Origin of the sequence: Curtobacterium sp. MCLR17_007, assembly GCF_003234655.2 — a bacterium.
Taxonomy (GTDB): Bacteria; Actinomycetota; Actinomycetes; order Actinomycetales; family Microbacteriaceae; genus Curtobacterium.
Map to the genome: position 1 here is coordinate 3,367,984 of NZ_CP126271.1, position 23,338 is coordinate 3,391,321.

Annotated in this window: 18 protein-coding genes; 5 read left to right on the plus strand and 13 right to left on the minus strand. The window is 70.6% G+C overall.

Annotation, left to right across the window (positions count from 1 at the left end):
- Positions 1 to 27: 27 nt before the first annotated feature.
- The 5 genes from DEJ13_RS15890 to DEJ13_RS15910 form a co-directional block, all read right to left on the minus strand.
- Positions 28 to 858, minus strand: a complete 831-nt coding sequence (locus DEJ13_RS15890; protein ID WP_111106519.1) for a carbohydrate ABC transporter permease — start codon at positions 856 to 858, stop codon at positions 28 to 30.
- 74 nt (positions 859 to 932) lie between these two features.
- Entirely contained in the window at positions 933 to 1,796 is an 864-nt protein-coding gene (locus tag DEJ13_RS15895) for a carbohydrate ABC transporter permease (RefSeq protein WP_235515422.1), read from the minus strand.
- Between the two features lie 190 nt (positions 1,797 to 1,986).
- Positions 1,987 to 3,342: an extracellular solute-binding protein gene (locus tag DEJ13_RS15900; RefSeq protein ID WP_111106365.1), complete on the minus strand. Its 1,356-nt coding sequence runs from the start codon at positions 3,340 to 3,342 to the stop codon at positions 1,987 to 1,989.
- A 284-nt stretch (positions 3,343 to 3,626) separates the two neighbouring features.
- Positions 3,627 to 6,098 (minus strand): lamin tail domain-containing protein, encoded by a 2,472-nt coding sequence (locus DEJ13_RS15905; protein WP_111106364.1) that lies wholly within the window; start codon positions 6,096 to 6,098, stop codon positions 3,627 to 3,629.
- A 102-nt stretch (positions 6,099 to 6,200) separates the two neighbouring features.
- Positions 6,201 to 7,463, minus strand: coding sequence for an ROK family transcriptional regulator (locus tag DEJ13_RS15910; RefSeq protein WP_111106363.1), 1,263 nt, complete (start codon positions 7,461 to 7,463; stop codon positions 6,201 to 6,203).
- A gap of 106 nt (positions 7,464 to 7,569) precedes the next feature.
- Between DEJ13_RS15910 and DEJ13_RS15915 the strand changes: the two genes are divergently transcribed.
- The 4 genes from DEJ13_RS15915 (at position 7,570) to DEJ13_RS15930 (ending at position 10,424) form a co-directional block, all read left to right on the plus strand.
- The gene (locus tag DEJ13_RS15915) at positions 7,570 to 8,730 is read left to right on the plus strand and encodes a DedA family protein (protein WP_181436965.1); all 1,161 of its coding nucleotides are present in this window, start codon (positions 7,570 to 7,572) and stop codon (positions 8,728 to 8,730) included.
- 46 nt (positions 8,731 to 8,776) lie between these two features.
- Entirely contained in the window at positions 8,777 to 9,229 is a 453-nt protein-coding gene (locus tag DEJ13_RS15920) for a GNAT family N-acetyltransferase (protein WP_056120410.1), read from the plus strand.
- Positions 9,229 to 9,582 (plus strand): MGMT family protein, encoded by a 354-nt coding sequence (locus DEJ13_RS15925; protein ID WP_111106361.1) that lies wholly within the window; start codon positions 9,229 to 9,231, stop codon positions 9,580 to 9,582. Before DEJ13_RS15920 ends, DEJ13_RS15925 begins: the two co-directional genes overlap by 1 nt.
- A 161-nt stretch (positions 9,583 to 9,743) precedes the next feature.
- On the plus strand, positions 9,744 to 10,424 hold the full coding sequence (locus DEJ13_RS15930) for an ABC transporter substrate-binding protein (protein ID WP_111107600.1): 681 nt from the start codon (positions 9,744 to 9,746) through the stop codon (positions 10,422 to 10,424).
- A 361-nt stretch (positions 10,425 to 10,785) separates the two neighbouring features.
- On the opposite strand, the gene DEJ13_RS15935 is transcribed toward DEJ13_RS15930, so the two are convergent.
- From DEJ13_RS15935 to DEJ13_RS15960, 6 genes are all read right to left on the minus strand, one after another.
- Positions 10,786 to 11,211, minus strand: coding sequence for a DUF805 domain-containing protein (locus DEJ13_RS15935; protein WP_111105904.1), 426 nt, complete (start codon positions 11,209 to 11,211; stop codon positions 10,786 to 10,788).
- Positions 11,212 to 11,331: 120 nt separating this feature from the next.
- Positions 11,332 to 13,140, minus strand: a complete 1,809-nt coding sequence (locus DEJ13_RS15940; RefSeq protein ID WP_111106168.1) for an ABC transporter ATP-binding protein — start codon at positions 13,138 to 13,140, stop codon at positions 11,332 to 11,334.
- Between the two features lie 134 nt (positions 13,141 to 13,274).
- Positions 13,275 to 15,083: an ABC transporter ATP-binding protein gene (locus DEJ13_RS15945; protein ID WP_111105905.1), complete on the minus strand. Its 1,809-nt coding sequence runs from the start codon at positions 15,081 to 15,083 to the stop codon at positions 13,275 to 13,277.
- A 520-nt stretch (positions 15,084 to 15,603) separates the two neighbouring features.
- A complete protein-coding gene (gene purH, locus DEJ13_RS15950; protein WP_111105906.1) occupies positions 15,604 to 17,244 on the minus strand; it encodes a bifunctional phosphoribosylaminoimidazolecarboxamide formyltransferase/IMP cyclohydrolase in 1,641 nt (546 codons plus the stop codon).
- Positions 17,241 to 17,834: a phosphoribosylglycinamide formyltransferase gene (gene purN, locus DEJ13_RS15955; protein ID WP_056121565.1), complete on the minus strand. Its 594-nt coding sequence runs from the start codon at positions 17,832 to 17,834 to the stop codon at positions 17,241 to 17,243. The genes purH and purN overlap by 4 nt, the downstream gene beginning before the upstream one ends.
- 38 nt (positions 17,835 to 17,872) lie before the next feature.
- A complete protein-coding gene (locus tag DEJ13_RS15960; RefSeq protein WP_111105907.1) occupies positions 17,873 to 19,915 on the minus strand; it encodes a cell division protein PerM in 2,043 nt (680 codons plus the stop codon).
- Between the two features lie 239 nt (positions 19,916 to 20,154).
- Between DEJ13_RS15960 and DEJ13_RS15965 the strand changes: the two genes are divergently transcribed.
- Positions 20,155 to 21,009, plus strand: coding sequence for a serine hydrolase domain-containing protein (locus DEJ13_RS15965; RefSeq protein WP_111105908.1), 855 nt, complete (start codon positions 20,155 to 20,157; stop codon positions 21,007 to 21,009).
- 102 nt (positions 21,010 to 21,111) lie between these two features.
- On the opposite strand, the gene sucD is transcribed toward DEJ13_RS15965, so the two are convergent.
- A complete protein-coding gene (gene sucD, locus DEJ13_RS15970; RefSeq protein ID WP_056121560.1) occupies positions 21,112 to 21,999 on the minus strand; it encodes a succinate--CoA ligase subunit alpha in 888 nt (295 codons plus the stop codon).
- Positions 22,000 to 22,010: 11 nt separating this feature from the next.
- On the minus strand, positions 22,011 to 23,180 hold the full coding sequence (sucC, locus tag DEJ13_RS15975) for an ADP-forming succinate--CoA ligase subunit beta (RefSeq protein ID WP_056121558.1): 1,170 nt from the start codon (positions 23,178 to 23,180) through the stop codon (positions 22,011 to 22,013).
- Positions 23,181 to 23,338: the final 158 nt, after the last annotated feature.

The following is a 23,338-nucleotide window of genomic DNA, read 5'->3' on the forward strand; positions in this document are numbered from 1 at the left end:
TGTTCCTTCCGAGGAGAGCGCTGGCGGCTAGCCCTTGATGCCGCCGGCGAGGGCGTTGCCCCCGCCGAGGCCGCGGGACACGAGCACGTAGAGCGCGATGACGGGCACCGAGTAGACGATCGAGAACGCTGCGAGCTGCCCGTAGGCGACCGCACCGTTCTGCCCGAAGAAGTTGAAGATGCTGACGGCGGCCGGCACCTTGTCCGGCGAGAGCAGCAGGACGAAGGGGACGAAGAAGTTCCCCCACGCCTGGATGAACACGAAGATCGACACGACGGCGATGCCCGGACGCATCAGCGGGATGACGATCCGGGTCAGCGTGGTGAACATCGACGCACCGTCGGTCCACGCGGCCTCTTCGAGCGAGATCGGGACCGAGTCCATGAAGTTCTTCGCCATCCAGATCGCCATCGGCAGGCTGGTCGCGGCGAGGAAGAAGATGCAGCCGTAGATGTTGTCGATCAGGTTGAGCGACACGAACAGTGCGTAGACGGGCACCATCATCGCGGTGATCGGCAGACCGGTCCCGAACAGGATGCTGTACAGGAACGGCTTGTTCACGCGCATCTTGTACCGGGACAGCGGGTACGCCGCCAGCAGCGCGACGACCACGGTCACGACGGCCGTGCCCCCGGACAGCAGCAGGCTGTTGGCGAGCGGGATGAAGGACAGCTCCGGTGTCAGCACCTTGGTGAAGTTGTCGAGCGTGAACTGCGACGGGATCTTCACGGACAGCGAGGCCTGTGCGTCGAGCGAGGCGAAGACCAGCCAGAGCAGCGGCACCGCGAAGCAGGCCGCGATGACGAGCAGCACGATGTTCGCCGTCCACCGCATCGTGCGGCCGCGGGGCGACGTCATGTGCAGCGCACCCGGTGCGGTCACCGACCGGGTGACGTTGGACACGGGACGGTCGGGAACGGTGATCGCCATGGTCAGTCCACCTCCGGCTTCAGGGCCTTGATGTAGATGATCGAGAAGACCGCACCCACGACGAGCAGGATGGTCGCGATCGCCGTCCCGAAGCCGAGCTGCGAGAACTTGAAGGCCTCTTGGTAGGCCAGGATCGGCAGGGTCGAGGAGTTCGTCCCCGGACCACCACCCGTCATCACGTAGATGAGCGTGAACACCGACAGCGTCTGCAGCGTCGTCAGCATCAGGTTGGTGGAGATGCTCCTACGGATCACCGGCAGCGTGATGTACACGAGCCGCTGCCAGCCCGTCGCACCGTCGACCTCGGCGGACTCGGTGATCTCCTCCGGGACCTCCTGCACGGCGGCCGAGTACACGAGCATCGAGAACGCGGTCCCGCGCCAGATGTTCGCCAGGATGATCGCCAGCATCGGGAACGTATACAGCCAGTTGGCGCCCTTGATGCCGAAGAAGGCGAGGAACGAGTTCAGCGTGCCCTGGTCGTTGAAGAACGCGTACGCGGCGAACGAGGCGACGATCTCGGGCAGGACCCAGGCCGCGACGACGAAGGTGCCGACGATCGACCGGACGACCTTGTTGGCCTCGCGCATGAGCAGCGCCAGGCCGAGCCCGAGCACGTTCTGCCCGACCACGGCCGAGGCGAACAGGAAGACGACCGTCAGGATGACCGACTTCGGGAAGTCGGGATCCTGGAACAGCTCGACGTAGTTCTTCATGCCGACGAACTGCTGGTCCGAAGCGCCGACGCCGGTCAGCGCGGAGTTCGTGAACGACCCGTAGAACGACGAGATGACGGGGCCGACCAGGAAGATGACGAGCAGGACGACAGCCGGCAGCAGGGGGACGGCACGCGCCGCGTTGCGCATCGGGCGCCGCTTGCGCGGCACGGGTGGGTCGGTGCGCTTGGGCGCACCGGGCGCCGACAGCGTCGGCGCGAGGGGTGTGGTGGACACGCTGGATGCCTTCCGGGTGCGGAGGGGGTTCCGAAGGTGGGGTACCGGGAAGGAGGCCCGGGGCACGACGTGCGCCGAGCCTCCTGTCCGATGGGGGGTGGCGTCAGCCGGAGACGGTGTTCTTCTTGCCGACCGTCTGGACGACGGAGTCGTCGTACGCGGCAGCCGCCTGCTTCGGCGTCTGCTGACCGGTCATCACGGACTCCATCGCGACCTGGACGGCGTTCGAGATCTGCGAGTAGTCACTCGTCGCCGGGCGGAAGTTGGTGTGTTCCACCAGCCCGGAGAAGAACTTGAACGTCGGGTTGGCGTCCGTGTACGCGGAGTCCTCGGCAACGTCCTTGCGGACGGCGATCTGGCTGTTCTCCGTGTCGTACTTCAGCGACCCGTCCTTGTTCAGAAACGTCGAGATGAAGTCGAACGCGGCCTGCGGGTTCTTCGAGTTCTTGCCGACCGCCAGGGTCCAGCCACCCGACATGCTGTTGTAGCCCGGTGCCTGCCCGTTCTGCGTCGGCATCGCTGCCTGACCCATCACGTCGTTCCACTCGGACCACGGCGCCGTGCCGGTCTTCAGCCAGGTACCCGACTGCCACGATCCGTCGAGGTCGATCGCCAGCTGGCCCTTGGGGAGCCAGGTCTGGGCGATCGTGGTGCCGACGTTGGTGTCGAGCGCCTGCTGCGGTGTCGGGCCGAGGCCGCCCTGGTAGACGTCCTTGACGAACTGCAGCGACTCCTGGAACTGCTTGGAGCCCGTGACCCACTTCTTGTCCTTGTAGAGCGTGTTGCCGGAGCCGTCCGCGCCGTACAGCAGCATCTCGAAGCCCTGCATGGTCGAGGCTTCACCCTGGGCCTTGCCGGAGTAGATGTTGAACGGGATGGTGTCCGGGGACTTCTCCTTGATCGTCTTCGCCGCGGCGAGGACGTCGTCCCAGGTCTTGGGCTGCCACGGGACCGGCAGGCCGACCTTCTTGAAGATGTCCTTGTTGTACCAGAGGGCACGGGTGTCGGTGCCCATGGGGACGCCGTAGGTCTTGCCGTCGACGCCCTCACCGGCCTGCTTGGCGTTGTCGTAGAACTGGTCCCAGTCCTTCCACTTCGCCGTGTACTTGTCGAGCGGCAACAGGTAGCCGGCCTGGGCGTCGGCCTTCACCAGGAACGTGTCCTCGTACATGACGTCCGGAGCCGTCGCTGCGGCCTTGTTCATCAGCGCGAGCTTCGTGTAGTAGTCGTTGCCCTGCGCCTGGATGGGGACGAGGGTGACCTTCTTGCCCGGGTTCGCCTTCTCGTACTCGGTCTTGACGGTCTTCATCTGGGCGTCGAGCTGCTGGAAGGCGCCGAACTTCTGGTAGGCGATCTTGATGGTGTCGCTCGAGGCGGACCCCGAGCTCGAGCAGCCTGCCAGACCCACTGCGGCGACTGCCACGGCTGCGAGTCCGGCGATGATGCGGGTGCGTTTCATCGGTGCTCCTTTGCACGGATCCGCGGGCTACCGTGCCCGCGCTGCGCAGTTAGTCCACCGTATTGACTTATTGCTTGTCAAGAGGGAATCGTCACGGTTCGGCGGCAGTCCGCTTCCCGCGCACCCGTCCCCGTCCCGTCCCCATCCCCGCCCCCGTCGAGGGAGCAGGAAACGTCGAGTCACCGGACCCGACCCGACAATTCCTGCTCCCTCGATGCAGTGCAGCGAGCACAGGACGGGAGGCTCGGTGCCAGCTGGCACCGGGCCTCCCGTCCCGGACGTCGCTACGCGGCGCTGGCGCGGCGGCGACGACGCGCGATGAGCACGCCGGTCCCTGCTGCGAGCAGCAGCAGCGTGGCGGCGATCCCGCCGCCCAGCTCTGCACCCGTGAACGCCAGGTCACCGCCCGACACGGCACCGGTGGCCGGGTCGATCGTGATGGACGCCCAGCCGATCAGGGTGCCGTCAGCAGCGGTCACTGCCAACCGGTGCGCACCCGGAGTCGTGCCGACGGGGATCGTCACCCGCACCGTCCCGTCCGCTGCCACCGTCTCCGTCCCCAGCAGCACCGGGTCCGACAGCAGCCACACGCGCACCCGCTCACCGACGTGCGACATCCCGACACCGACCGTGATCGTCGAACCCGCACGGGCCGACGCCGGAGCCGTGATCCCACCGCGGGCAGCCTCCGTCAACGACGACTCCGACGGCGCGGCCGGAGCGGTCGCACCCGGAGCCGGCGCGGGCGTGCCACCCTCACCCGGCGTCGGCGTCGGCGTCGGCGTCGGCTTCGGGGTGGGCGTCGGGGTGGTGCCGCCGTCGTCCGTGCACGGGTACGTGCCGGTGCGCAGCGAGAAGCCGTCGGTGTCGTTGTCGTCGGCGTAGAAGGTCGCGCGCTCGCCGTCCGTGCAGACGTCGGCGATCGCGAAGCCCTCGTTGGCGAGGGTGCGGTCGGCGTCCGCCGGCGCCTCGTACACGGTCTGCGGCGCGAAGACGCCGTCGGTGATCGTGTACAGCGCGGTGCGTCCGGCACAGGCGTCGTCGCAGACGACCCACAGCGCGTCCAGCGTCGGGTCGAACTGCAGGTCGGCGACGACCGCGAACGGGGAGGCGATGGTGGCGACCCGCTGGAACGAACCGTCGTCCATCAGGGCGTACGCGTACGTGCTCGCGGTGCCCTCGACGCCGACGAAGAACAGGCCGGAGCCGTGGCCCGGGTAGCTCGACGGCGCGTAGGCGGCCCCGGTGTGCTCGTCGGCGAAGCCCCGCGCGGTCAGCCAGGAGTCCGGGATCCAGGTGACGCCCTCGAGTCCGGCGTTCGCTCCGAGACCGGGGAAGTCTGCGGCCAGGTTCCACTCGTCGGTCGCGTTCAGCGTCCGCTCGGAGCCGTCGTCCGTGGCGAAGCGGAGCACCGCCGGGCGACTGGTCGAGGAGACGTCGTTGTCGCGCTCGGTGGAGACGTACACCGCACCGGGGTCGTCGGCGGTGACGGTCACGCCCTCGGCATCGGGCGTGCCCGACCCGTCGGCGTAGTGCAGCGTCGTGCCCGCGGCGTTCGACGGTGCCCAGCCGCCCGCCCCGTCGGAGACAATCCGGTAGAGCAGTCCGTCGCCGTTCTGGACGCCCCAGAGCACGCCGCCGCCGGTCGCGGTGGACGAGGGCTGCCAGTCCAGGCCGCTGAGGTCACCGGAGAAGGCGTCCTCGTCGTCGAGTGCGGTCTCGTCCGGTCCGCCGGGCCAGGCCTCGGCCGTGACGACGCCCGCGAAGCGGTTCGCCTGCCCCTTGGTCGCCTCGGCGGTCTCGGCGAAGTCGCCGGTGCCGTCCGGGTTGCGGCCCCAGGTGGTCGCGGCGTGCGCGGTCCAGGTGGAGCTGTCGACGAGCGTGCCCGACGGGGCGAACAGCCGCGCCGAGTCGGCCTTGCCGAGCCCGAAGCCGAAGTCGGCCTCGTCGAGCACGGTGAAGCCGCCCGCGGCCACGGTCGTGCCGGCCGGGATCGTGTACGTGTGGTCGTCCTCGCTGTCCCGGAGGACGTAGCCGCCCAGGTCGACGCTCGTGCTGCCGATGTTGGTCAGCTCGACCCAGTCACCGGGGACACCGTCCTGCGACTCGACCTCGTTGATGCGGACCGGCGAGGAGCAGTCGTTCGCCGCGCCCTTCGTCGACGCGGTGGTGTCGACGAGCGGCCCGGTGCCGTCCGGGCAGCGCCCGTCGGTGACCTGCGCGTGCACCTGGTACCCGTAGTCGAGCACCAGGGCGCCCGTGGTGTCGAAGACCCGCACCTCGTCGGGGTTGCCGAGCCCGAAGTCGAACCCGGCTGCGGTGGACGACTTCTGGTTGAGCACGAAGTGACCCCCCGCCGCGACGACCGAGCCCGCGGGCAGGACGTACGGGGTGTGCGAGTCGCTGTCGTCGAGCATCGAGAAGCCGCTGATGTCGATGGCGGCAGCGGAGGTGTTCGCGAGCTCGACCCAGTCGACGTCGTCGCCGTTGGACTCGACCTCGTTGATGACGAGCCCGGTCGGGGCCGCAGCGGTCGGGGCCGCACTGGCAGCGGGCGTCGCGGCGGCGGCCGGGGTCGCATCCGGGGTCGCGGTGGCGTCGGGCGTCGCGGTCGCATCGGGCGTCGCGGCGGCGGCCGGGGTCGCAGCTGCGGGGGCGGGGCCGGCTGCGACGGCCGGCGTGCTGGCGAGGACGCCCGCCACGAGCACGGCGCAGGTCGCGGCGGCGGCGCCGAGGCGCAGGACAGGGGAGGGCATGCAGGATCCTTCGAGCGAGGAGGCGTGGACCTGCACGACTGTTCAGCACCCGAGCGTCCGGCCGGTGACGGGCCGGTGAACGCCCGGTGGTGCGCCGCCCCGTCAGCGACGGATCAGCAGCGCGCTCGCCCGGGGCGACAGGGCGGCGTCGAGCACCAGACAGCCGGCCCCGACCGCGGCGACGTCGGCCCCACGGTCGGTCTCGACCACCGTGACCGGGTGCTTGGGGACGAGGATCGGCGAGCCGGTGATCGCCTGGCACGCGGCGGGCAGCGCCGCGGCCGCGATCCGCGACCAGAACGGTCCGCCGAACACGACGCGGTCGATGTCGAGCAGGTTGACGATGACGACCGCCGCGCGCCCCATGACGGTCCCGGCCTCGGCGGCCAGCGCGGTCGCCGTCGGGTCACCCGCGTCGATGGCTGCGGCCAGGGCGTCCCACGCGGCGTCCACCGCACCCGCGTCCATGGGCTCGGCCGTCTCCGACAGGCCCCCGGTCAGGTCCAGCCCCCGCGCCGCTGCCAGGCGGACGAGGCGCTCGGGTGCGACCGCCGCACCGACCTCGCCGCGATCGCCGTTGCCGTCCGGCGTCCCCGCCAGCGAGCCCTGGTCGACCATGAGGTGCCCGGCGTCTCCCGCGTTGGCCCCCGTCCCGCGCACGGGTTCGTGGTCGACGACGAGCCCGACGCCGAAGCCGGTCCCGAAGTAGACGAACGCGAAGTTCCGCGCCGATGACTCACCCGCCAGGAACATCTCGCCGACCGCCGCCGCGGTGACGTCCTTCTCGAGCAGCACGGGGTGGCCGGTCGCCTCGGCCAGCGCGTCCCGCAGCGGCACGCCCCGCCACCGGGGCAGGAAGGGCGGGTCCACGACGATGCCGGCGTCGACGTCGATCGGACCGGGGCTGGCGATGCCGACCCCGAGGACGCCGTCGGGGTCCACCTCGGCGGACGCCACGAGCCCGTCGACCGCGGCGGCCATCGTCCGGATCACCTGGTCCGGGTCGTCCGCCGTCGGCGTCGAGGTCGTGGTCGACGCGACGACCGTGCCGGCGAGGTCGAGCAGGACGTAGGTCACGACGGCCGGGTCGACGTGGACCCCGACGGCGAACCGGCTGTCCGGCTCGAGCCGGAGGATCGTCCGGGGCTTGCCGCGACCGGACACGACCGTGCCGGACTCGGCGATCATCCCCGCTTCGATCAGGAACCGCGTGACGTTGGAGACCGTCTGTGCGCTGAGGCCCGTCCGCCCGGCGAGCTCCACGCGGCTCAGCCCGTCGGGCGACCGGCGGACCGCGTCGAGCACGACAGTGCGGTTGAAGCCGCCGATCGACGGCAGGTTCGCGCCGCGCCGGTGTTCCGCCATGCCTGGACCATACCGCGGGCGCGAGCGCCGTCGTGGTCCCGGGGTACCACGACGAAGAGACGAGGGAACGACACGTCCTGGCCGCCGCGCGCCTACCGTTCCGGACATGGACATCCTCTCCTGGCTGACGAACAGCGCCGACCAGATCCCCGACGCCGTGCGGTGGTTGATCGCCGCGGGCTTCGCCGCACTCGAGGTCCTCGGCCTCGGCCCCTTCGTCCCCGGTGAGATCGCGGTCCTGCTCCTCGGGGCGACCTTCGACGACGTGGTCGGCGCGGTCGTGCTCGTGCTGGCGGTCACCGTCGGCGCCTCGGTGGGCGACCACGTGCTGTACTTCCTCGGCCGTCGGTTCGGCAGCGGGATCCGAGACCGCAAGCTCGTCCAGCGCCTGGGTGTCGAACGGTGGGACGCCGCCATCGCGGTCGTCGAACGCCGTGGTGCGGTGGCGATCATCGCGACCCGGCTGGTCCCGGTGATCCGGACGCTGACGCCGCTGGCGGCCGGGACCGCGAGGCTCCCACAGGCACGCTTCACGACGGCCTCGCTCGTCGGGAGCCTGACCTGGGCGCTGCTCTGGGGCGGCAGCGGCTTCCTGCTGAAGTCCTCGATCGCCGCGGCCCAGGAGGCACTCGGCAGCCTGACCTGGATCATCGCCGGTGCGATCGCCGTCCTCGTCGCGCTCGTCGTCGGCTTCCGGGCCGCCCGGAAGCGCGGACTGCTCCCCGAACACGTCGACCGGCGCACCGCGCTGTCCTGGGCATCGGTCGGCCTCAGCGTCGTCCTGGTGGTCGTCGGCATCGTGACCAGGGGCGGGATGGACTTCGCGCCGTGGGCGATCCGCCTCCTCGGCATCGTCACGGCGGTGGTCGCCGCCGCCGCAGTGGTCATGTCGGCACGGTCGGGACGCCCGGTCTGGAACGTCCTGGTGCCGTTCGTGGTGGTGGTCGGTGGGCTCGTCGGGTCCGCGACGCACCGCGGTGTCCCGGCGTCGTTCGTCGTGGTGCTCTCGATCGCCCTCGGCGTGTGGGCGCTCGCGGGACGGATGACCCGGACCGGGACGGCGGCGCTGCTCCTCACCGCCGTCGGCATGGGCCTCGACACGTGGCCGTGGGCGTGGAACTCCGGCTGGCAGCTGCTGGGCACGCTCAGCAGCCTCTGTCTGTTCGCGGCGATGGTCGTCGGCACGGTGGCGGCGATCCGCACCTGGCGTGACGTCCTGCTCGCTCGGTACGCCCCGGTGGCGCCGGCGGTCGATGCAGGAGTGTGACCGCCGCGGCTGGCCCCGGCGGGGGTCGCACCGTTAGCCTGACCGCATGACGGACCTCCGCCTCGAAGAACTCTCCGCCGCGACCGCCACCGCGGCCAACTCCCTGACGCTCAAGCCGGGGCAGGAGCAGTTCGTGCAACCGACGACCTACGGCGTCGCCGAGTCGGACGTCAAGCCGAGTGCGTCGTGGCCGCGCGTGGTCCTCGACGGCGACGAGGTCGTCGGGCTCATCATCGGCAGCTTCGACGCCGACAACGCGCAGGAAGAACTGCAGGCGTGCATCTGGCGCGTCAACGTCTCGGGCACCGCACAGGGCCGTGGCGTCGGTCGCTTCGCCGTGCACGGGCTGGCGGACGAGGCCCGCAAGCGCGGTTTCCACCGGCTGACGGTCGTCTACGAACCGGGCGAGGGATCCCCCGAGGAGTTCTTCCGCGCGGTCGGCTTCGAGGTCGTCCGCGAGACCCAGTACGGCGACCACTTCGCGGTGCTCTCCCTGTAGTGGAGCAGGACTTCGGCGAAGCGGTCGCCGATGTCGTCCGGTCGATCCCGCCCGGACGCGCGATGACCTACGGCGACGTGGCTGCTGTCCTCGGATCGCGGGCCTCGCGGGCGGTCGGCAAGGTGATGGCCCACGAGGGCTCCGACCTGGCGTGGTGGCGCGTGGTGCGGTCCGGTGGACTGCCACCCGTCCACCACGAAGCACGCGCGCTGGAGCACTACCGGGTCGAGGGCACGCCCCTGACGTGGGGCCGGACGGCCTGGAGGATCGACATGCGTCGCGCGCGCTGGTCACCCGAGCTGGACGGCACGCAGGGACCCGTTGGTCACGAAGCGGTAACAGGCGAGAACTGACCAAACCACTCCGCTGAGGGTGCCGAATCATTGTCACCAGCCGGGAAACACCCGGAGCGCTCACCAGCCGCAGGTCGCTGGTTCTCCACCCCTTGTCGGGGTGTGTTCGGCGTGCACACAGCAACAGCGCGTCGAGCGCGACAAGCAAAGGACTCACCACCATGCGCAAGATCACCAAGACCACCCTCTCGGTCGCCGCTGCCGGCGCGATCATCCTCGGCGGTGCCGGGTTCGGCATCACCGCCGCGAACGCCGCGACGCCCACGATCCACACGGTCGCGTCGTCCTCGTCGAAGATCCCCGCCCCCGTCGCATCGGTCCCCGAGGTCAAGGGCGGGAACACCTCCGTCGCCCTCGACTCCGGCTTCACCGACGCCCTGACGAGCCTGGGCCTGACCCCGGGTGTGTCGGGTTCGGCGAAGCTCGCCGACGGCGCCGTGTCGTTCCCGATCACCGCCGGGTCCGTCACCTACTGGTCCCCGGACGGGTCGTACCGTCCCTACGTGCAGGGCCTGCTGAACCACAACGGTTCGGGTCTGACCCTCGCCGCGGGCGGCACGACCGTCACGCTGGAGAACTTCGTCGTGAACCCGGGCTCGTCCAAGCTCTACGGTGACGTCCTGGTCAACGGTGAGGTCGCCGCGTCGAACGCGTACCTGTTCTCCCTGCACGGTGGCACGCTCAAGCCGCTGCAGCTCGAGGGCGACAACGCGATCCTGACCGGCACCACGGTCCACGTCTCCGACGACGCCGCGAAGCTGCTCAACAGCACCTTCAAGACCGACGCCGTCAAGGGCGGCCTCCTCGTCGGTACCGCCACCATCACCGCCCAGATCAAGTAACACCCCCCGCACCACCAGCGCACAGCACCACACGAGAACGCCGCCCTGATCACGGGGCGGCGTTCTCTGCGTTCCCCCCACCCAACAGCGTCGCGACATCACGGGTCCAGCGCATTGATGTCATAAGTCCAACCCACCGCGGGCGCCCGGATGCCGGTTCCCCTCCACGTCGATGACGAATCCGGTTCTCTCCGCTCGACGTTCCCGAACCAGATCCGTCACTCCGCTCCCGACTGACCACCGCTCTCGACCACCGGGGCGCCCGGGCACCGGACGAACGACCCCCTACGCGCGGGACGACGCGCCACGCGCGGAACTACCAACTCCCCGGGAGCCTTCGGCGACGAGCCGCGCCCGAGTGTCAGACGTCGAAGCGGGTGCCCTTCGGGTTCGACGGCAGCAGGAACACCACGAAGAGCACCAGCGACCCGATGCCCGGCAGCACGTGCAGGAACTGCCAGAAGCCGGACAGGTTCGCGTCGTGCAGCCGTCGGGCGCCGAGCGCGAGCGACCCGACCAGGGTGGCCAGCACCCAGAGCACGAACAGGTAGGACCCCACGGGGTTCTCGAGCATCGGGGTGTCCGGTGTGAACACCTGGGGCACGAGCTGCAGCACGAGCCCGATCGCCAGCGACGTGATCCACCACCACCAGAACTCGGACCGGGACGCCCGTCCGGTGAACACGGTGTACTTCCGCCAGAACCGGCGGAGCGCCTCGGTGAACGGCGCGCCGATGAACGGGTCCCGGAGGGCCACACCGCCGGGTTGCGGGCTGTCGTCTGTCATGCGGACCAGCCAACCACGCCCGAGTCGGGCGGAGCTGCACCCCCGCACGCACGTCGCGCCCCGCAGGAGCGGGGCGCGATGCGCGTGCAGGGGTGCGATCCGTGACCGGTCGCCCGGCGGCTACACCAGCGAGTCGCGCCAGGCCGCGTGCAGCTGGGCGAACCGCCCCGTGCCCGCGATCAGGTCGTCGGGGGTGCCGTCCTCGACGATCCGGCCGTACTCCATCACGAGCACCCGGTGGGCGATCGCGACGGTGGACAGCCGGTGCGCGATGATCACGGCCGTGCGGTCGGCGAGCAGGGTCTCGAGACCCTCCTGCACCAGCCGCTCGGACGGGATGTCGAGCGACGCCGTCGCCTCGTCGAGGATGAGCACCTTCGGGTCCGCGATGAACGCCCGGGCGAACGACAGCAGCTGTCGCTGCCCCGCCGACACACGACCACCGCGCTTGTTCACGTCGGTGTCGTACCCGTCGGGCAGCGCCATGATGAACTCGTGCGCGCCGACCGCCTTGGCCGAGGACTCGATCTCGGCGCGGGACGCCCCCGGCTTGCCGAGCGCGATGTTGTCCGCGACCGTGCCGGAGAACAGGTAGGCCTCTTGCGTGACCATGACGATCGCGCGGCGCATGTCCTTCGTGTCGAGGTCCCGCAGGTCCACGCCGTCGAGCTTCACCGAGCCGCGGGACGGGTCGTAGAACCGCGCCATGAGCTTGGCGAGCGTGGACTTGCCCGCACCGGTCGACCCCACCAGGGCGATCGTCTGCCCGGACGGGATGTGCAGGTCGAACGCCGGCAGCACGACCTTGCCCGCGTTGTAGGCGAACTCGACGTCGTCGAAGTCCATCTTGCCATTGGCGTCGGCGAGCTTCGTCGGCTTCACGGGGTCCGGCACGCTCGGACGTTCCTCGAGCACCCCGGAGATCTTCTCCATCGCGGCCGAGGCCGACTGGTACCCGTTGTAGAACATCGCGAGCTCCTGCGCCGGGTCGAAGAAGCGCTTGGCGTACAGCGCCACCGCGAGCAGCGCGCCGACCTCGAGCGATCCGCCGACGACGCGGAAGCCACCGATGACGACCACCGCGGCGAGGGTCACGTTGCCGATGAGCACCAGCACCGGGTCGAAGGTCCCGAACAGGTTGAACACCTTCGTGTTGGCCACCCGGTAGTCCTCGACGAAGCCGCCGTACTCGTCCTTGTTGCGGGACTCCTTGCGGAAGGCCTGCACGGCGCGGATCCCCGTCATGGTCTCGACGAACTGCACGATGACGCGGGCCGACGCCACACGGGTGGCACGGAACAGCGTCTGCGAGTTCGACTGGAACCAGCGGATCAGGAACCACAGCGGCACGAGCGACACGGCGAGCACCAGCCCGGACGTGGGGTCGAGCGACACGAGTGCCACCGCGGTGAACGCCATGTACAGCACGCCCTGGATGAGCTGGTTCAGCCCCGAGTCGAGCAGCTCGCGGATCGAGTCGAGGTCACTCGTCTGACGGGAGATGATCCGTCCGGACGTGTAGGTCTCGTGGAACTCGAGCGACAGGCGCTGCGTGTGCAGGAACACCCGCTTGCGCAGGTCGAACAGGATCGCCTGGCTGATCCGCGCCGCCAGCACCGTGTACCACGCGGTGAGGACCGCGCCGAGGACCGCGACGACGATGTACGTCGCCACGACCCCGAACGCCGGGACCCAGTCGTTCCGCTCCAGCACGTCGGGCAGGGCGTTGTCGATGCCCCACGCGATCAGCGCCGGTCCGGCGACGGTCCCGGCGGTCGAGACGACCACGACGATGCCGAGCAGGACCAGGCGGGCCTTCAGCGGCGCCGCGAGCGACCCGAGCAGCGACAGCGAGCGGCGCCGCAGGCGCTTGCTCTCCGCCTTGGTGAAGTCCTCGCGCTCCTCGCCGCGCACGCCGAGCGTGGTGATCGAGGCGGTGACGGGTGCGGCAGCCTGCGCGGCCGCGGTGTCCTGCAGTTCCGGATCCGAGCCTCCTGGCAGGTCCGTGGTGCCGATGGGCTGTGCCGGGGTGCCGAGGGCCTGGTTGGTGTCTCCCTGCTGGGTCATGCCATCGCCTCCTGTCGTGCGGTCGCGTCGTCCTCGTCCAGGGACGAGATGACGTAGCGGTAGTGGTCGTTCGTGGCCATCAGCTCCGAGTGGGTGCCGACGGCGGTGACGACGCCGTTCTCCATGAGCGCGACGCGGTCCGCGAGCGTCACCGTCGAGGGACGGTGCGCCACGATGAGCGACGTGGTCTCGGCGAGGACCCGGCGCAGGCCGGCCTCGACGCGGGCCTCCGTGTCGACGTCGAGCGCCGACAGGGGGTCGTCGAGCACCAGGACCGACGGCCGTGCCGCGATCGCCCGCGCCAGCGCGAGCCGCTGCCGCTGCCCACCGGACAGGGACAGCCCCTCTTCTCCGACGCGGGTGTCCACGCCGTCGGGCAGGTCGTCGACGAACGACGCCTGTGCGATGTCGAGGGCTTCGCGGAGCAGCGCGTCGGCAGCCTCACCCGTGACGTCCGGGCGACCGAGCAGCACGTTCTCCCGCACGGTCGTCGAGAACAGGGTGGCGTCCTCGAACGCGACGCCCACGTGCCGTCGCAGCTCTTCACGCGTCAGGTCACGGATGTCGACGCCGTCGATCGTCACCGATCCGCCGGTCACGTCGTACAGCCGTGGCACCAGCGAGAGCAGCGTCGTCTTGCCGCAGCCGGTGAGCCCGACGAGCGCCATGGTCTCACCGGGCTCGAGCCGCAGCTCGACGCCGTTGATGAGGTCCGGGTACTGCGCCGCGGAGTCCTGGTACCGGAAGTGCACGGCGTTGAAGGACAGCGCACCGTGCGGCTCGGCGATCGTCTTCGGGTGTTCCGGGTCCGTGATCGTGTTCTCGGAGTCCATCACCTCGAAGAAGCGGTCGACCGCGGTGCGCGCGTCGAACGTCATCGAGAGCAGGAAGCCGATCGACTCGATCGGGAACCGCAGCACCGTCGCCGTCGCGAAGAACGCGAACAGCTGCCCGACGCTGAGCTGTCCCTGGCTGGCCAGGTAGATCCCCGCCAGCAGGCACAGCGCGAAGGCGACGTCCGGTACGAGCAGCAGCCACAGCCAGATGCTCGCGATGGCCTTCGCCTTCTTGATCTCGGTGCCACGCAGTGCCTCGGCCTGCTCGCTGAACTCCTCGAGCTTGTACCCGCCGCGGCCGAACGCCTTGAGCACACGGATGCCGTGCACGGACTGTTCGACGCTCGTCGCCAGGTCGCCGACCTGGTCCTGGCTGCGGCGCGCGACGACGGAGTACCGACGCTCGAACAGCAGCCCGTTGATCCAGAGCGGGATCGACGCGATCAGGAAGATCAGGCCGAGCAGCCACCCGAAGGTGAACAGCACGACGAACCCGACCACGATCGTGACGACGTTGACGACGAGCAGCACGACGCCGAACGCCAGCCAGCGGCGGATGAGCGACAGGTCGGACACCGAGCGGGACAGCAGCTGCCCCGACTCCCACCGGTCGTGGAACGCGACGGGCAGGTCCTGCAGCTTGGCGTACAGCGCGTTGCGCATGCTCGTCTCGATGCGGGTCGACGGGCGCATCACCATGCGGCGACGCGAGGCGATGAAGAACGCCTCGAGCACGCCGAGGGCGAGCACACCGAGCCCGGCGGGCCAGATCTGGGCATCGTCCTTGGACGACAGCGGGCCGTCGACGAGCCACTGCAGGACGTAGGGGATGGCGAGCGCCACCAGGGAGGCTCCCATCGCCGCGGCCATGCCGGCGATGAGGCGGCCCTGGAAGGGCTTCACGTAGGGGTAGATCCGCGCGATCGCGCGGAAGGTGGACGGGCGCGCCGTGGTGGGCGACTTGGACATGCGTTGCGTCCTCATGCGTCTGCCGGGTCCCCGGCCGACCGGGCCGACGCCGCCCGCGGTGCGTGCGTCGTCTGCTCGGGACCGGCCTGGAGGCTCGGTGTGCGTTGCGTGGTCGTCATCAGCCGGGCGCGTGGTCGCGCGCCACCGCCGTCACCTGCGTGACGTCGGTCGGGCCGGTAGGCACCGAAGGACAGGTGTCCCCCGGGTTCAGGCGGGTGGTTCGCGGTCGCCGTGGTGGTGCGGCGCCGCGAGGCCGTGGGAGACGGCCTGGCTAGGCGGCGGCCGCGGCCCGTCGGGGTCGCGGAGCGGAAGCGGTCCCCACGAGGGACACGTGACCTGCGCGGGCGGCCGTCGCCACTGTTCCGGTCGAGATGTCCATCGTCACTCCAGTCGTCGTCTTCGTCACCGTTGTGTCTGCGGTGCCGCCGTTCCCGAGGGATCGTCGGCTGCCTGTCGCAGAGCCTTACAGGCTATTCAGAGGATCTCCGCAGCGCAATGGCCTTGCCACGATTTGTTCAGATCAGTGGAAGAAGTGCCGCTCGCCGGTGAAGTACATCGTCACGCCGGCCGCCGTCGCCGCCGCGATGACCTCGTCGTCACGGACGCTGCCCCCCGGCTGCGCGACTGCGCGCACCCCGGCGTCGAGCAGGACCTGCAGTCCGTCGGCGAACGGGAAGAAGGCGTCGGAGGCGGCGACCGACCCGGCGGCACGGTCACCGGCGCGGGTCACGGCGAGGTGGCACGAGTCGACCCGGTTGACCTGGCCCATGCCGACCCCGACGCTCGCACCGCGGTTCGCCAACAGGATCGCGTTCGACTTCACCGCACGCGCCGCCTTCCACGCGAAGGCGAGGTCAGCCAGGGTCGCGTCGTCGGCGGGCGCGCCGGCGACCAGGTCCCACGTGGACTGGTCGAACGCCGTGAAGCGGTCGGCGTCCTGCACGAGGAACCCGCCGGAGATCTGCTTGACCTCGCGCGGGGCGAGTGCGAAGTCGGCCGGCAGGGTGAGGAGCCGGATGTTCTTCTTGCGCGACAGGATCTCGAGGGCCTCGGGGTCGAAGCCCGGGGCGACGACGACCTCGGTGAAGACGTCCTTCACCGTCTCGGCCATCTGCACGGTCACGGGACGGTTCGCGGCGATCACCCCGCCGAACGCGGACAGCGGGTCGCAGGCGTGTGCGGCGGCGTGTGCCGAGGCGATCGGGTCGGCGGCGTCGGGGGCGGCGACCGCGATGCCGCAGGGGTTGGCGTGCTTGATGACCGCGACGGCCGGCTCGGTGAAGTCGAACGCGGCACGGACGGCTGCGTCGGCGTCGACGTAGTTGTTGTACGACATCTCCTTGCCGTGCAGCTGCGTCGCCTGCGCGATCCCGGTACCGCCGTCGCCGGAGTACAGCGCCGCTGCCTGGTGCGCGTTCTCGCCGTAGCGGAGGGTCGCGGTCAGGTCGGCGTCGAACGACAGGTGGTCGTCGAAGGTGCCGGGTGTCTCGAGGTCGGGGTCGGACGCGACCACGTCGCCTGCGGTTGCGTCGACAACGTCGCTGGCGAAGTACGAGGCCACCGCGGTGTCGTACGCGGCGGTGTGCGCGAAGGCCTGTGCTGCCAGGCGCTTCCGGAGCTCGAGCGAGGTCCCGCCGGCGCGGACGGCCTCGACGACCTCGGCGTAGGACGCGGGCGAGACGACGATCGCCACGTTCGGGTGGTTCTTCGCCGACGCGCGGACCATCGCCGGGCCGCCGATGTCGACGTTCTCGACCACGGTCGCGGTGTCGGCACCCGAGGCGACCGTCTCGACGAACGGGTACAGGTTCACGACGACGAGCTCGAACGCCTCGATCCCGAGGTCGGCGAGCTGCTGCTCGTGCGACTCGAGCCGCAGGTCGGCGAGCAGCCCCGCGTGCACGGACGGGTGCAGCGTCTTGACCCGGCCGTCCAGCGACTCGGGGAAGCCGGTGACGCTCGACACGTCGGTGACCGTGTAGCCGGCGTCGCGGATCGTCTGCGCGGTTGACCCGGTCGACACGAGCTCGACCCCCGCGTCGGCCAGTGCCCCGGCGAGCTCGAGCAGACCGGACTTGTCGCTGACGGAGATGAGGGCACGACGCACGGGGACGACGTCCCGGTCGCGGTACAGGCTGGGGTCGGCGGCGTGGACGCTCATGCGCTCGTGGTGCCCTTCAGGTCGATGTGTCCGTTGGCGATGTCGAGGACGGTCTGGATCAGCAGGCGCCGCTCGACCGGCTTGATGCGGTCGTGCAACGTCGACTCGGAGTCGTGCGGCAGCACGGGAACGCGCTCCTGGGCCAGGATCGGCCCGCTGTCGACGCCGTCGTCGACCTGGATCACGCTGGCACCCGTCTCGCTGACCCCTGCGGCCAGGGCGTCACGGACGCCGTGCGCGCCCGGGAACTCGGGCAGGTACGCGGGGTGGGTGTTGATGACCGCGGGACCGAACTCGGAGACGACGGCCGGCGGCAGCAGGCGCATGAGTCCGGAGAGCACGAGCAGGTCCGGCGACCAGGGGCGGATCTGCTCGGCGAGCGCCTGACCCCAGTCGGCGCGCGAGTCGTAGCGCGAGTACGGCACCGAGAACGTCGGGATCGAGTACTCCTCGCCGAGACCGAGTCCCTCGGCGTCGCGGTCGGCACCGATGGCGACGACGCGGGCGGGGTACTCGGCGTCGCGGGTCGCCTCGAGCAGGGCCCGCAGGTTCGAGCCGGCACCGGAGATCAGGACGACCAGTTCGAGCACGGGACAACCCTACCGGCGGTCGTGGCGTGCGACGCCCGTCACCGGTCGCCCTTCGGACGGCGCCACCACGGCAGCTCGTCCTCGGGGACCTGGTCGGTCGTGTCCCACCGCCCCGGCGCGGCCGGCGGCGGCGTGGGCTCGTCGGCGTCGTCGCGACCGGAGACGAACTCGGCGGTGCTCCACGGGAACGCGCGCTGCTCGTCGCGGGCTCCGGCGACCTCGGGACGCTCCGGACGGTGGAGGTCGGGGCGGTCGTCGGGCGCGGTGTCGGCGCGCTCGGCGTCGGCGCCCGTCACGCGGTCCCGCAGGCTGCCGGCCCGGCTGCGGAGCGCAGCGGCGCGGCCGCGCAGGCCGTCGGTGCGGCCGCGCAGGCCGTCGGCGTGCCCGCGCAGGTCCCCGGCCCGGCCCTTGACCCCGTCCGCTGCGCCGCGCAGGCGGTCGCGGACGGCGCCGACCCGACTCCCGGGTCCGGCGGACGGCTCCGGCGTCGACGGCTGTTCACGAGGAGCAGCAGGCGTCGACGTCGGCGCACCGGAGCGCGCCCAGTCGGGCAGCGACACGTCGTGGTCCGGGTCGCGATCAGGTCGGTGGTCGGGGTCCGACCGGGAGGACCGTGGCGCGTCCGACGTGCGCCGCGCGTCGTCCTCGACGGGCTCGGTCACGGCACTGTCGGTCCCGTGGTCGCCCGCGCGAGTGGCGGCGTGGTGGGCCTCGGAGACGGCGAAGCGGTGCACGTCGGTCGTGCGCCCGGCACCGGCCCGGTCGAGGGCGTCGAGGAGGGATCCCTCGGCGTGCACCTCGGCGTCGTCCCGGGCATCTTCGTCGGCCTCGTGCCAGTGCTCGCGGGCCCAGCGGCGCTCGGGCATGCGCACGAGGTCCTGCCCGATCGCCAGCGCGACGATCGCGGGGACGCCGACCTCGAGCGCGGCGAACAGCCCGACGACTAGGGCGTGTGGTCCGACGTCGGCGAGACGCCCTGGACCGAAGGACCCCGACGACAGCCAGGCGATGCCGCCCGTCAGGATCCCGGCCACGATGCCGGTCGCCAGACCCGCGGTAGCCCGGAGCAGCGCGCTGTCGTCCGCCCCCAGCGCCCGGACGAGCCGGGGACGCAGGAGCCCGCCGGCGGCGAACCCGGCGAGCACGGGCACCAGGATCCAGAGCAGCCCGAAGGTGTGACCAGACGCCGGCAGCGCGCCGAACACCGGCAGCGCGGGGATCGGCCCCAGGGTCGTGCCGATCGGGGAGACCGTCGACCCGGTGCCGATCGCGAAGCCCGGGCCCACGAGCCACGACGTCGCCCAGCCGATGAAATCGGGCAGGAAGGCGAGCTGGCCGACGGTGAGTGCCACCCCGCCGACGATCTCGGCGTGCGAGCGCTCGTACAGGGTGATGACCTCGGCGAACGACCCGAACAGCAGGAACCCGACGACGATGCCGGCGACGGCGACCACGGCCGCGGTCGCCGCGGTGCCCGCACGCAGCCCGAAACCGGCGACGGTGCGCCAGACCTCGGGGACGCGGTGGAGCTGGTCGAGCACGCGCCCGGTCACCGGGTCGGCCGGCATCGAGCGGCGACGACGGCAGACCTCGGCGGCGGCGAGTGCCGGGACACCGAACCAGAGCGCGGGGAAGACGACCGCCTGCCACAGGGCCGGGTGGGTCGCGGCCGACGTCGACGACAACCCGACACCGAGCCCGAGGACCGCTGCGACGGCGGTCCCGACCAGGATCCCGGTCACCCGGTGCTCGGTCTCGGCGAACCGGCGGCCGGCACGTGCGCCGAGCCACGCGGTGACCGCCGCGAACCCGAGTGCGGCCAGCGTGATCGTGATCGGGTCGCCCGCGCCGCTGACCCCGGAGGCCTTGGCCGCAGCGGCACCGAGCACGAACGTGACGTCCACCCCGTGGCCGACCAGCCAGACGCTGCCCGCGGCCTTCCAGAAGACGTCCCAGTCGACCTGCAGGCCGTACTCGAAGCCCCACAGCAGCGTCAGCGGGACCAGGGCGATCCCGAGGCCGACGCCGACCGTCACGACCGCTTCGATCGCGGCGAGCAGAGCGGTTCCCAGGCGGTTCATCGCAGCGAGGATACGTGCCCGGCCGCATGGAGTCGGGCTGACGCGCGGCTGATCGTCCGAGCTCCACGACCCGCGCTCTGAGGTTGCGAGCTCGACACGCCATCCGAGGAACCGTGTACGGTGAAATTCCGGTGCCGGATGCAAGGGAGTTCTCATGGAGATCAGTCGCGGCATCCTGTCGAACATCACCAGCCGATCTCGGCTGGCTCCTCCGGCGCTCGCGCGGGGCACGCGTGGCGATGGTGGCTGAGCGGAGCCGCCGGAAGGCGAGCTGGATCAGCGCCTTGGTACTGCCCGACGGAGGCGTCGAGCGGGACGCCTCCGGGAACTTCGATCATCGCCTCCTGCGGGAGTGGGGCAGCGTGACGAAGAGCCTCACCGCGGCGGCGGTGACGGAAGCGGCCCGGCGCGGTTCCTTCTCCCTGGACGACGAGGTCGCAGCCCTCGTGCCGAGGTTGCCGCGCGCGAAGTACGCGATCGGGGAGCTGATCGAGCACAGAAGCGGGCTGCTCCGCGTTCCATGGCAGATGATGCTGCGCCCGTCCCGCGACCCCTACCGGTCGGTTGCGAACAGAGCACTACCTGAACGGTGGTCGGTGCCCCTTGGGGACCGAGGGGCGTACCTGTACTCCAACACGGGGTACGCGGTTCTCGGCGAGGTACTCGATGCCACGACTGGCGGATGGTGGGACTGGACGCGACAGAACGTGTTCGGCGCAGATCTTGCGCGGTCTCCGACCCTTGCTCCCGACCAAGAGCTGATGGCGGTGCACTCGGGGACGAACGGTGCGCCTCGTCGACCCTGGACGCTCAGCAACGGTCCGTTCGCGGCTGCCGGCGGGGTGTGGTCCACGTTCGACGACCTGGTCGCGTTTGCCAGATGGAGTGCACGAGGCGCGGACACGCCTCCGGGATGGTCACGGCGCGACGGAGCGGACTTCATCAACGGAGCCACGCGAGACGCTCACGTCAGCATCGTCCGATCACTGGACGACGGCTGCGTCGCCGTCGTCCACTCCCTCGGACTCGGCTTCGCGACCGACTCCATGGCCGTCGACCTCCTCCGGACTGCACGGCGCCCCGGCTGCTCTTGACCCTTCAGCAGAAGCCTTCTGGCACACGATGCGAGACGGACGGGAGGCCCGGTGCCGACTGGCACCGGGCCTCCCGTCTGGTCTTCCGAGGGACCTCAGCCGCTAGTGGGCGGCGACCACCTCGCGCAGCAGCGCTGCCGTCTCGGACGGCGTCTTGCCGACCTTGACGCCAGCCGCCTCGAGCGCCTGCTTCTTCGCCTCGGCGGTGCCGGCCGAGCCGGACACGATCGCGCCGGCGTGGCCCATCGTCTTGCCCTCGGGGGCCGTGAAGCCCGCGACGTACCCGACGACCGGCTTCGTGACGTGCGCCTTGATGTAGTCGGCAGCGCGCTCCTCGGCGTCGCCGCCGATCTCGCCGATCATCACGATCGCGGTCGTCTCGGGGTCGGCCTCGAACGCGGCGAGCGCGTCGATGTGCGTCGTGCCGATGACCGGGTCGCCGCCGATGCCGATGGCGGTCGAGAAGCCCAGGTCACGCAGCTCGTACATCATCTGGTAGGTCAGGGTGCCCGACTTCGAGACGAGGCCGATCGGGCCCTTGCCGGTGATCGTCGCCGGAGTGATGCCGACGAGCGACTCACCCGGGGTGATGATGCCCGGGCAGTTCGGGCCGATGATGCGGGTCTTCCCGCCGAGCGCCTTGGCGTGCGCCCAGAACTCGGCCGAGTCCTGCACGGGGATGCCCTCGGTGATGACGACGACGAGCGGGATCTCGGCGTCGATGGCCTCCATCACGGCGTCCTTCGCGAACGCCGGCGGGACGAAGACGATCGAGACGTCGGCACCGGTGGTGTCGATGGCCTCGCGCACCGAGCCGAAGACGGGCAGCTCGACGTCGCCGTGGGTGACGGTCGTGCCGGCCTTGCGGGCGTTCACGCCACCGACCACCTGCGTGCCGGCCTTGAGCATGAGTGCGGTGTGCTTGGTGCCCTCGCCGCCGGTGATGCCCTGGACGATGACCTTGGAGTCCTTGTTGAGGAAGATCGACATGGTCAGTCCCTTCAGGCCGCTGCGGCGGCGAGTTCGGCGGCCTGCTCGGCCGCGTCGTCCATGGTCGCGGCGACGGTGACGAGCGGGTGCGCTGCCTCCGCCAGGATCCGGCGACCTTCTTCCACGTTGTTGCCGTCCAGGCGCACGACGAGCGGCTTGGTGGCCGCGTCGCCGAGGATGCCGAGCGCGGCGACGATGCCGTTCGCGACGGCGTCGCAGGCGGTGATGCCGCCGAACACGTTCACGAACACGCTCTTGACCTGCGGGTCGCCGAGGATGACGTCGAGGCCGTTGGCCATGACCTCGGCCGAGGCACCGCCGCCGATGTCGAGGAAGTTCGCGGGCTTGACGCCGCCGTGGCGCTCACCGGCGTAGGCGACGACGTCGAGCGTCGACATGACGAGCCCCGCGCCGTTGCCGATGACGCCGACCTGGCCGTCGAGCTTGACGTAGTTCAGGCCGTGCGCCTTCGCCTTGGCTTCGAGCGGGTCCTCGCTGGCGGTGTCCTCGAGCTGCTTGTGGGCGTCGTGGCGGAAGTCGGCGTTCTCGTCGAGGGAGACCTTGCCGTCGAGCGCCAGGATCTGACCGTCACCCGTGCGGACGAGGGGGTTCACCTCGACCAGCGTGGCGTCCTCGCCGGCGAACACGTCGTAGAGCTTCACGAAGACACCGGCGACCTGCTCGACGAGTTCGTCCGGGAACCCGGCCTGGCGAGCGATGTCCTCGCCGGCCTCCTGGTTGATCCCGGTCAGCGGGTTCACCTCGACGCGGGCGAGCGCCTCGGGCTTCTCGACCGCGAGCTGCTCGATCTCCATGCCGCCCTCGACGCTGACGAGCGACAGGTAGGAGCGGTTGGCGCGGTCGAGCAGCACGGAGAAGTAGAACTCCTCGGCGATGTCGGCACCCTGGGCGACCATGACGCGCTGCACGGTGTGGCCCTTGATGTCGAGGCCGAGGATCGCCTGCGCGTGCTCGAACGCCTCGTCCGGGGTCTTCGCGACCTTGACGCCGCCGGCCTTGCCGCGGCCGCCGACCTTCACCTGCGCCTTGACGACGACCACGCCACCGATCTTCTCGGCAGCCGCCCTCGCCTCCTCTGGGGTGTCGGCGATGATGCCCTGCAGCACAGGGACGCCGTAGGACTCGAAGAGGTCCCTGGCCTGGTACTCGAAAAGATCCACGCTGTTCTTCTTCCCGCACGGTTCGTGCGATCGGCATCGGTTCCACGCGGTCGCAGCACTCTCCGTCGAGGGTCGCTCGATGTCGAGACAACGGCCGCGGACCACACTAGCGGCGGCAGGTGGACAACGCGTGCGTCCGTCGGGAGGCACGGATCACG

Bases quoted from the DNA above. Each gene is read 5' to 3' on its own strand.
- DEJ13_RS15890 (WP_111106519.1), bottom strand. From the start codon at position 858: ATGACGTCGCCCCGCGGCCGCACGATGCGGTGGACGGCGAACATCGTG.
- DEJ13_RS15895 (WP_235515422.1), bottom strand. From the start codon at position 1,796: ATGCGCAACGCGGCGCGTGCCGTCCCCCTGCTGCCGGCTGTCGTCCTG.
- DEJ13_RS15900 (WP_111106365.1), bottom strand. From the start codon at position 3,342: ATGAAACGCACCCGCATCATCGCCGGACTCGCAGCCGTGGCAGTCGCC.
- DEJ13_RS15905 (WP_111106364.1), bottom strand. From the start codon at position 6,098: ATGCCCTCCCCTGTCCTGCGCCTCGGCGCCGCCGCCGCGACCTGCGCC.
- DEJ13_RS15910 (WP_111106363.1), bottom strand. From the start codon at position 7,463: ATGGCGGAACACCGGCGCGGCGCGAACCTGCCGTCGATCGGCGGCTTC.
- DEJ13_RS15915 (WP_181436965.1), top strand. From the start codon at position 7,570: ATGGACATCCTCTCCTGGCTGACGAACAGCGCCGACCAGATCCCCGAC.
- DEJ13_RS15920 (WP_056120410.1), top strand. From the start codon at position 8,777: ATGACGGACCTCCGCCTCGAAGAACTCTCCGCCGCGACCGCCACCGCG.
- DEJ13_RS15930 (WP_111107600.1), top strand. From the start codon at position 9,744: ATGCGCAAGATCACCAAGACCACCCTCTCGGTCGCCGCTGCCGGCGCG.
- DEJ13_RS15935 (WP_111105904.1), bottom strand. From the start codon at position 11,211: ATGACAGACGACAGCCCGCAACCCGGCGGTGTGGCCCTCCGGGACCCG.
- DEJ13_RS15945 (WP_111105905.1), bottom strand. From the start codon at position 15,083: ATGTCCAAGTCGCCCACCACGGCGCGCCCGTCCACCTTCCGCGCGATC.
- purH (WP_111105906.1), bottom strand. From the start codon at position 17,244: ATGAGCGTCCACGCCGCCGACCCCAGCCTGTACCGCGACCGGGACGTC.
- DEJ13_RS15960 (WP_111105907.1), bottom strand. From the start codon at position 19,915: ATGAACCGCCTGGGAACCGCTCTGCTCGCCGCGATCGAAGCGGTCGTG.
- DEJ13_RS15965 (WP_111105908.1), top strand. From the start codon at position 20,155: ATGGTGGCTGAGCGGAGCCGCCGGAAGGCGAGCTGGATCAGCGCCTTG.
- sucD (WP_056121560.1), bottom strand. From the start codon at position 21,999: ATGTCGATCTTCCTCAACAAGGACTCCAAGGTCATCGTCCAGGGCATC.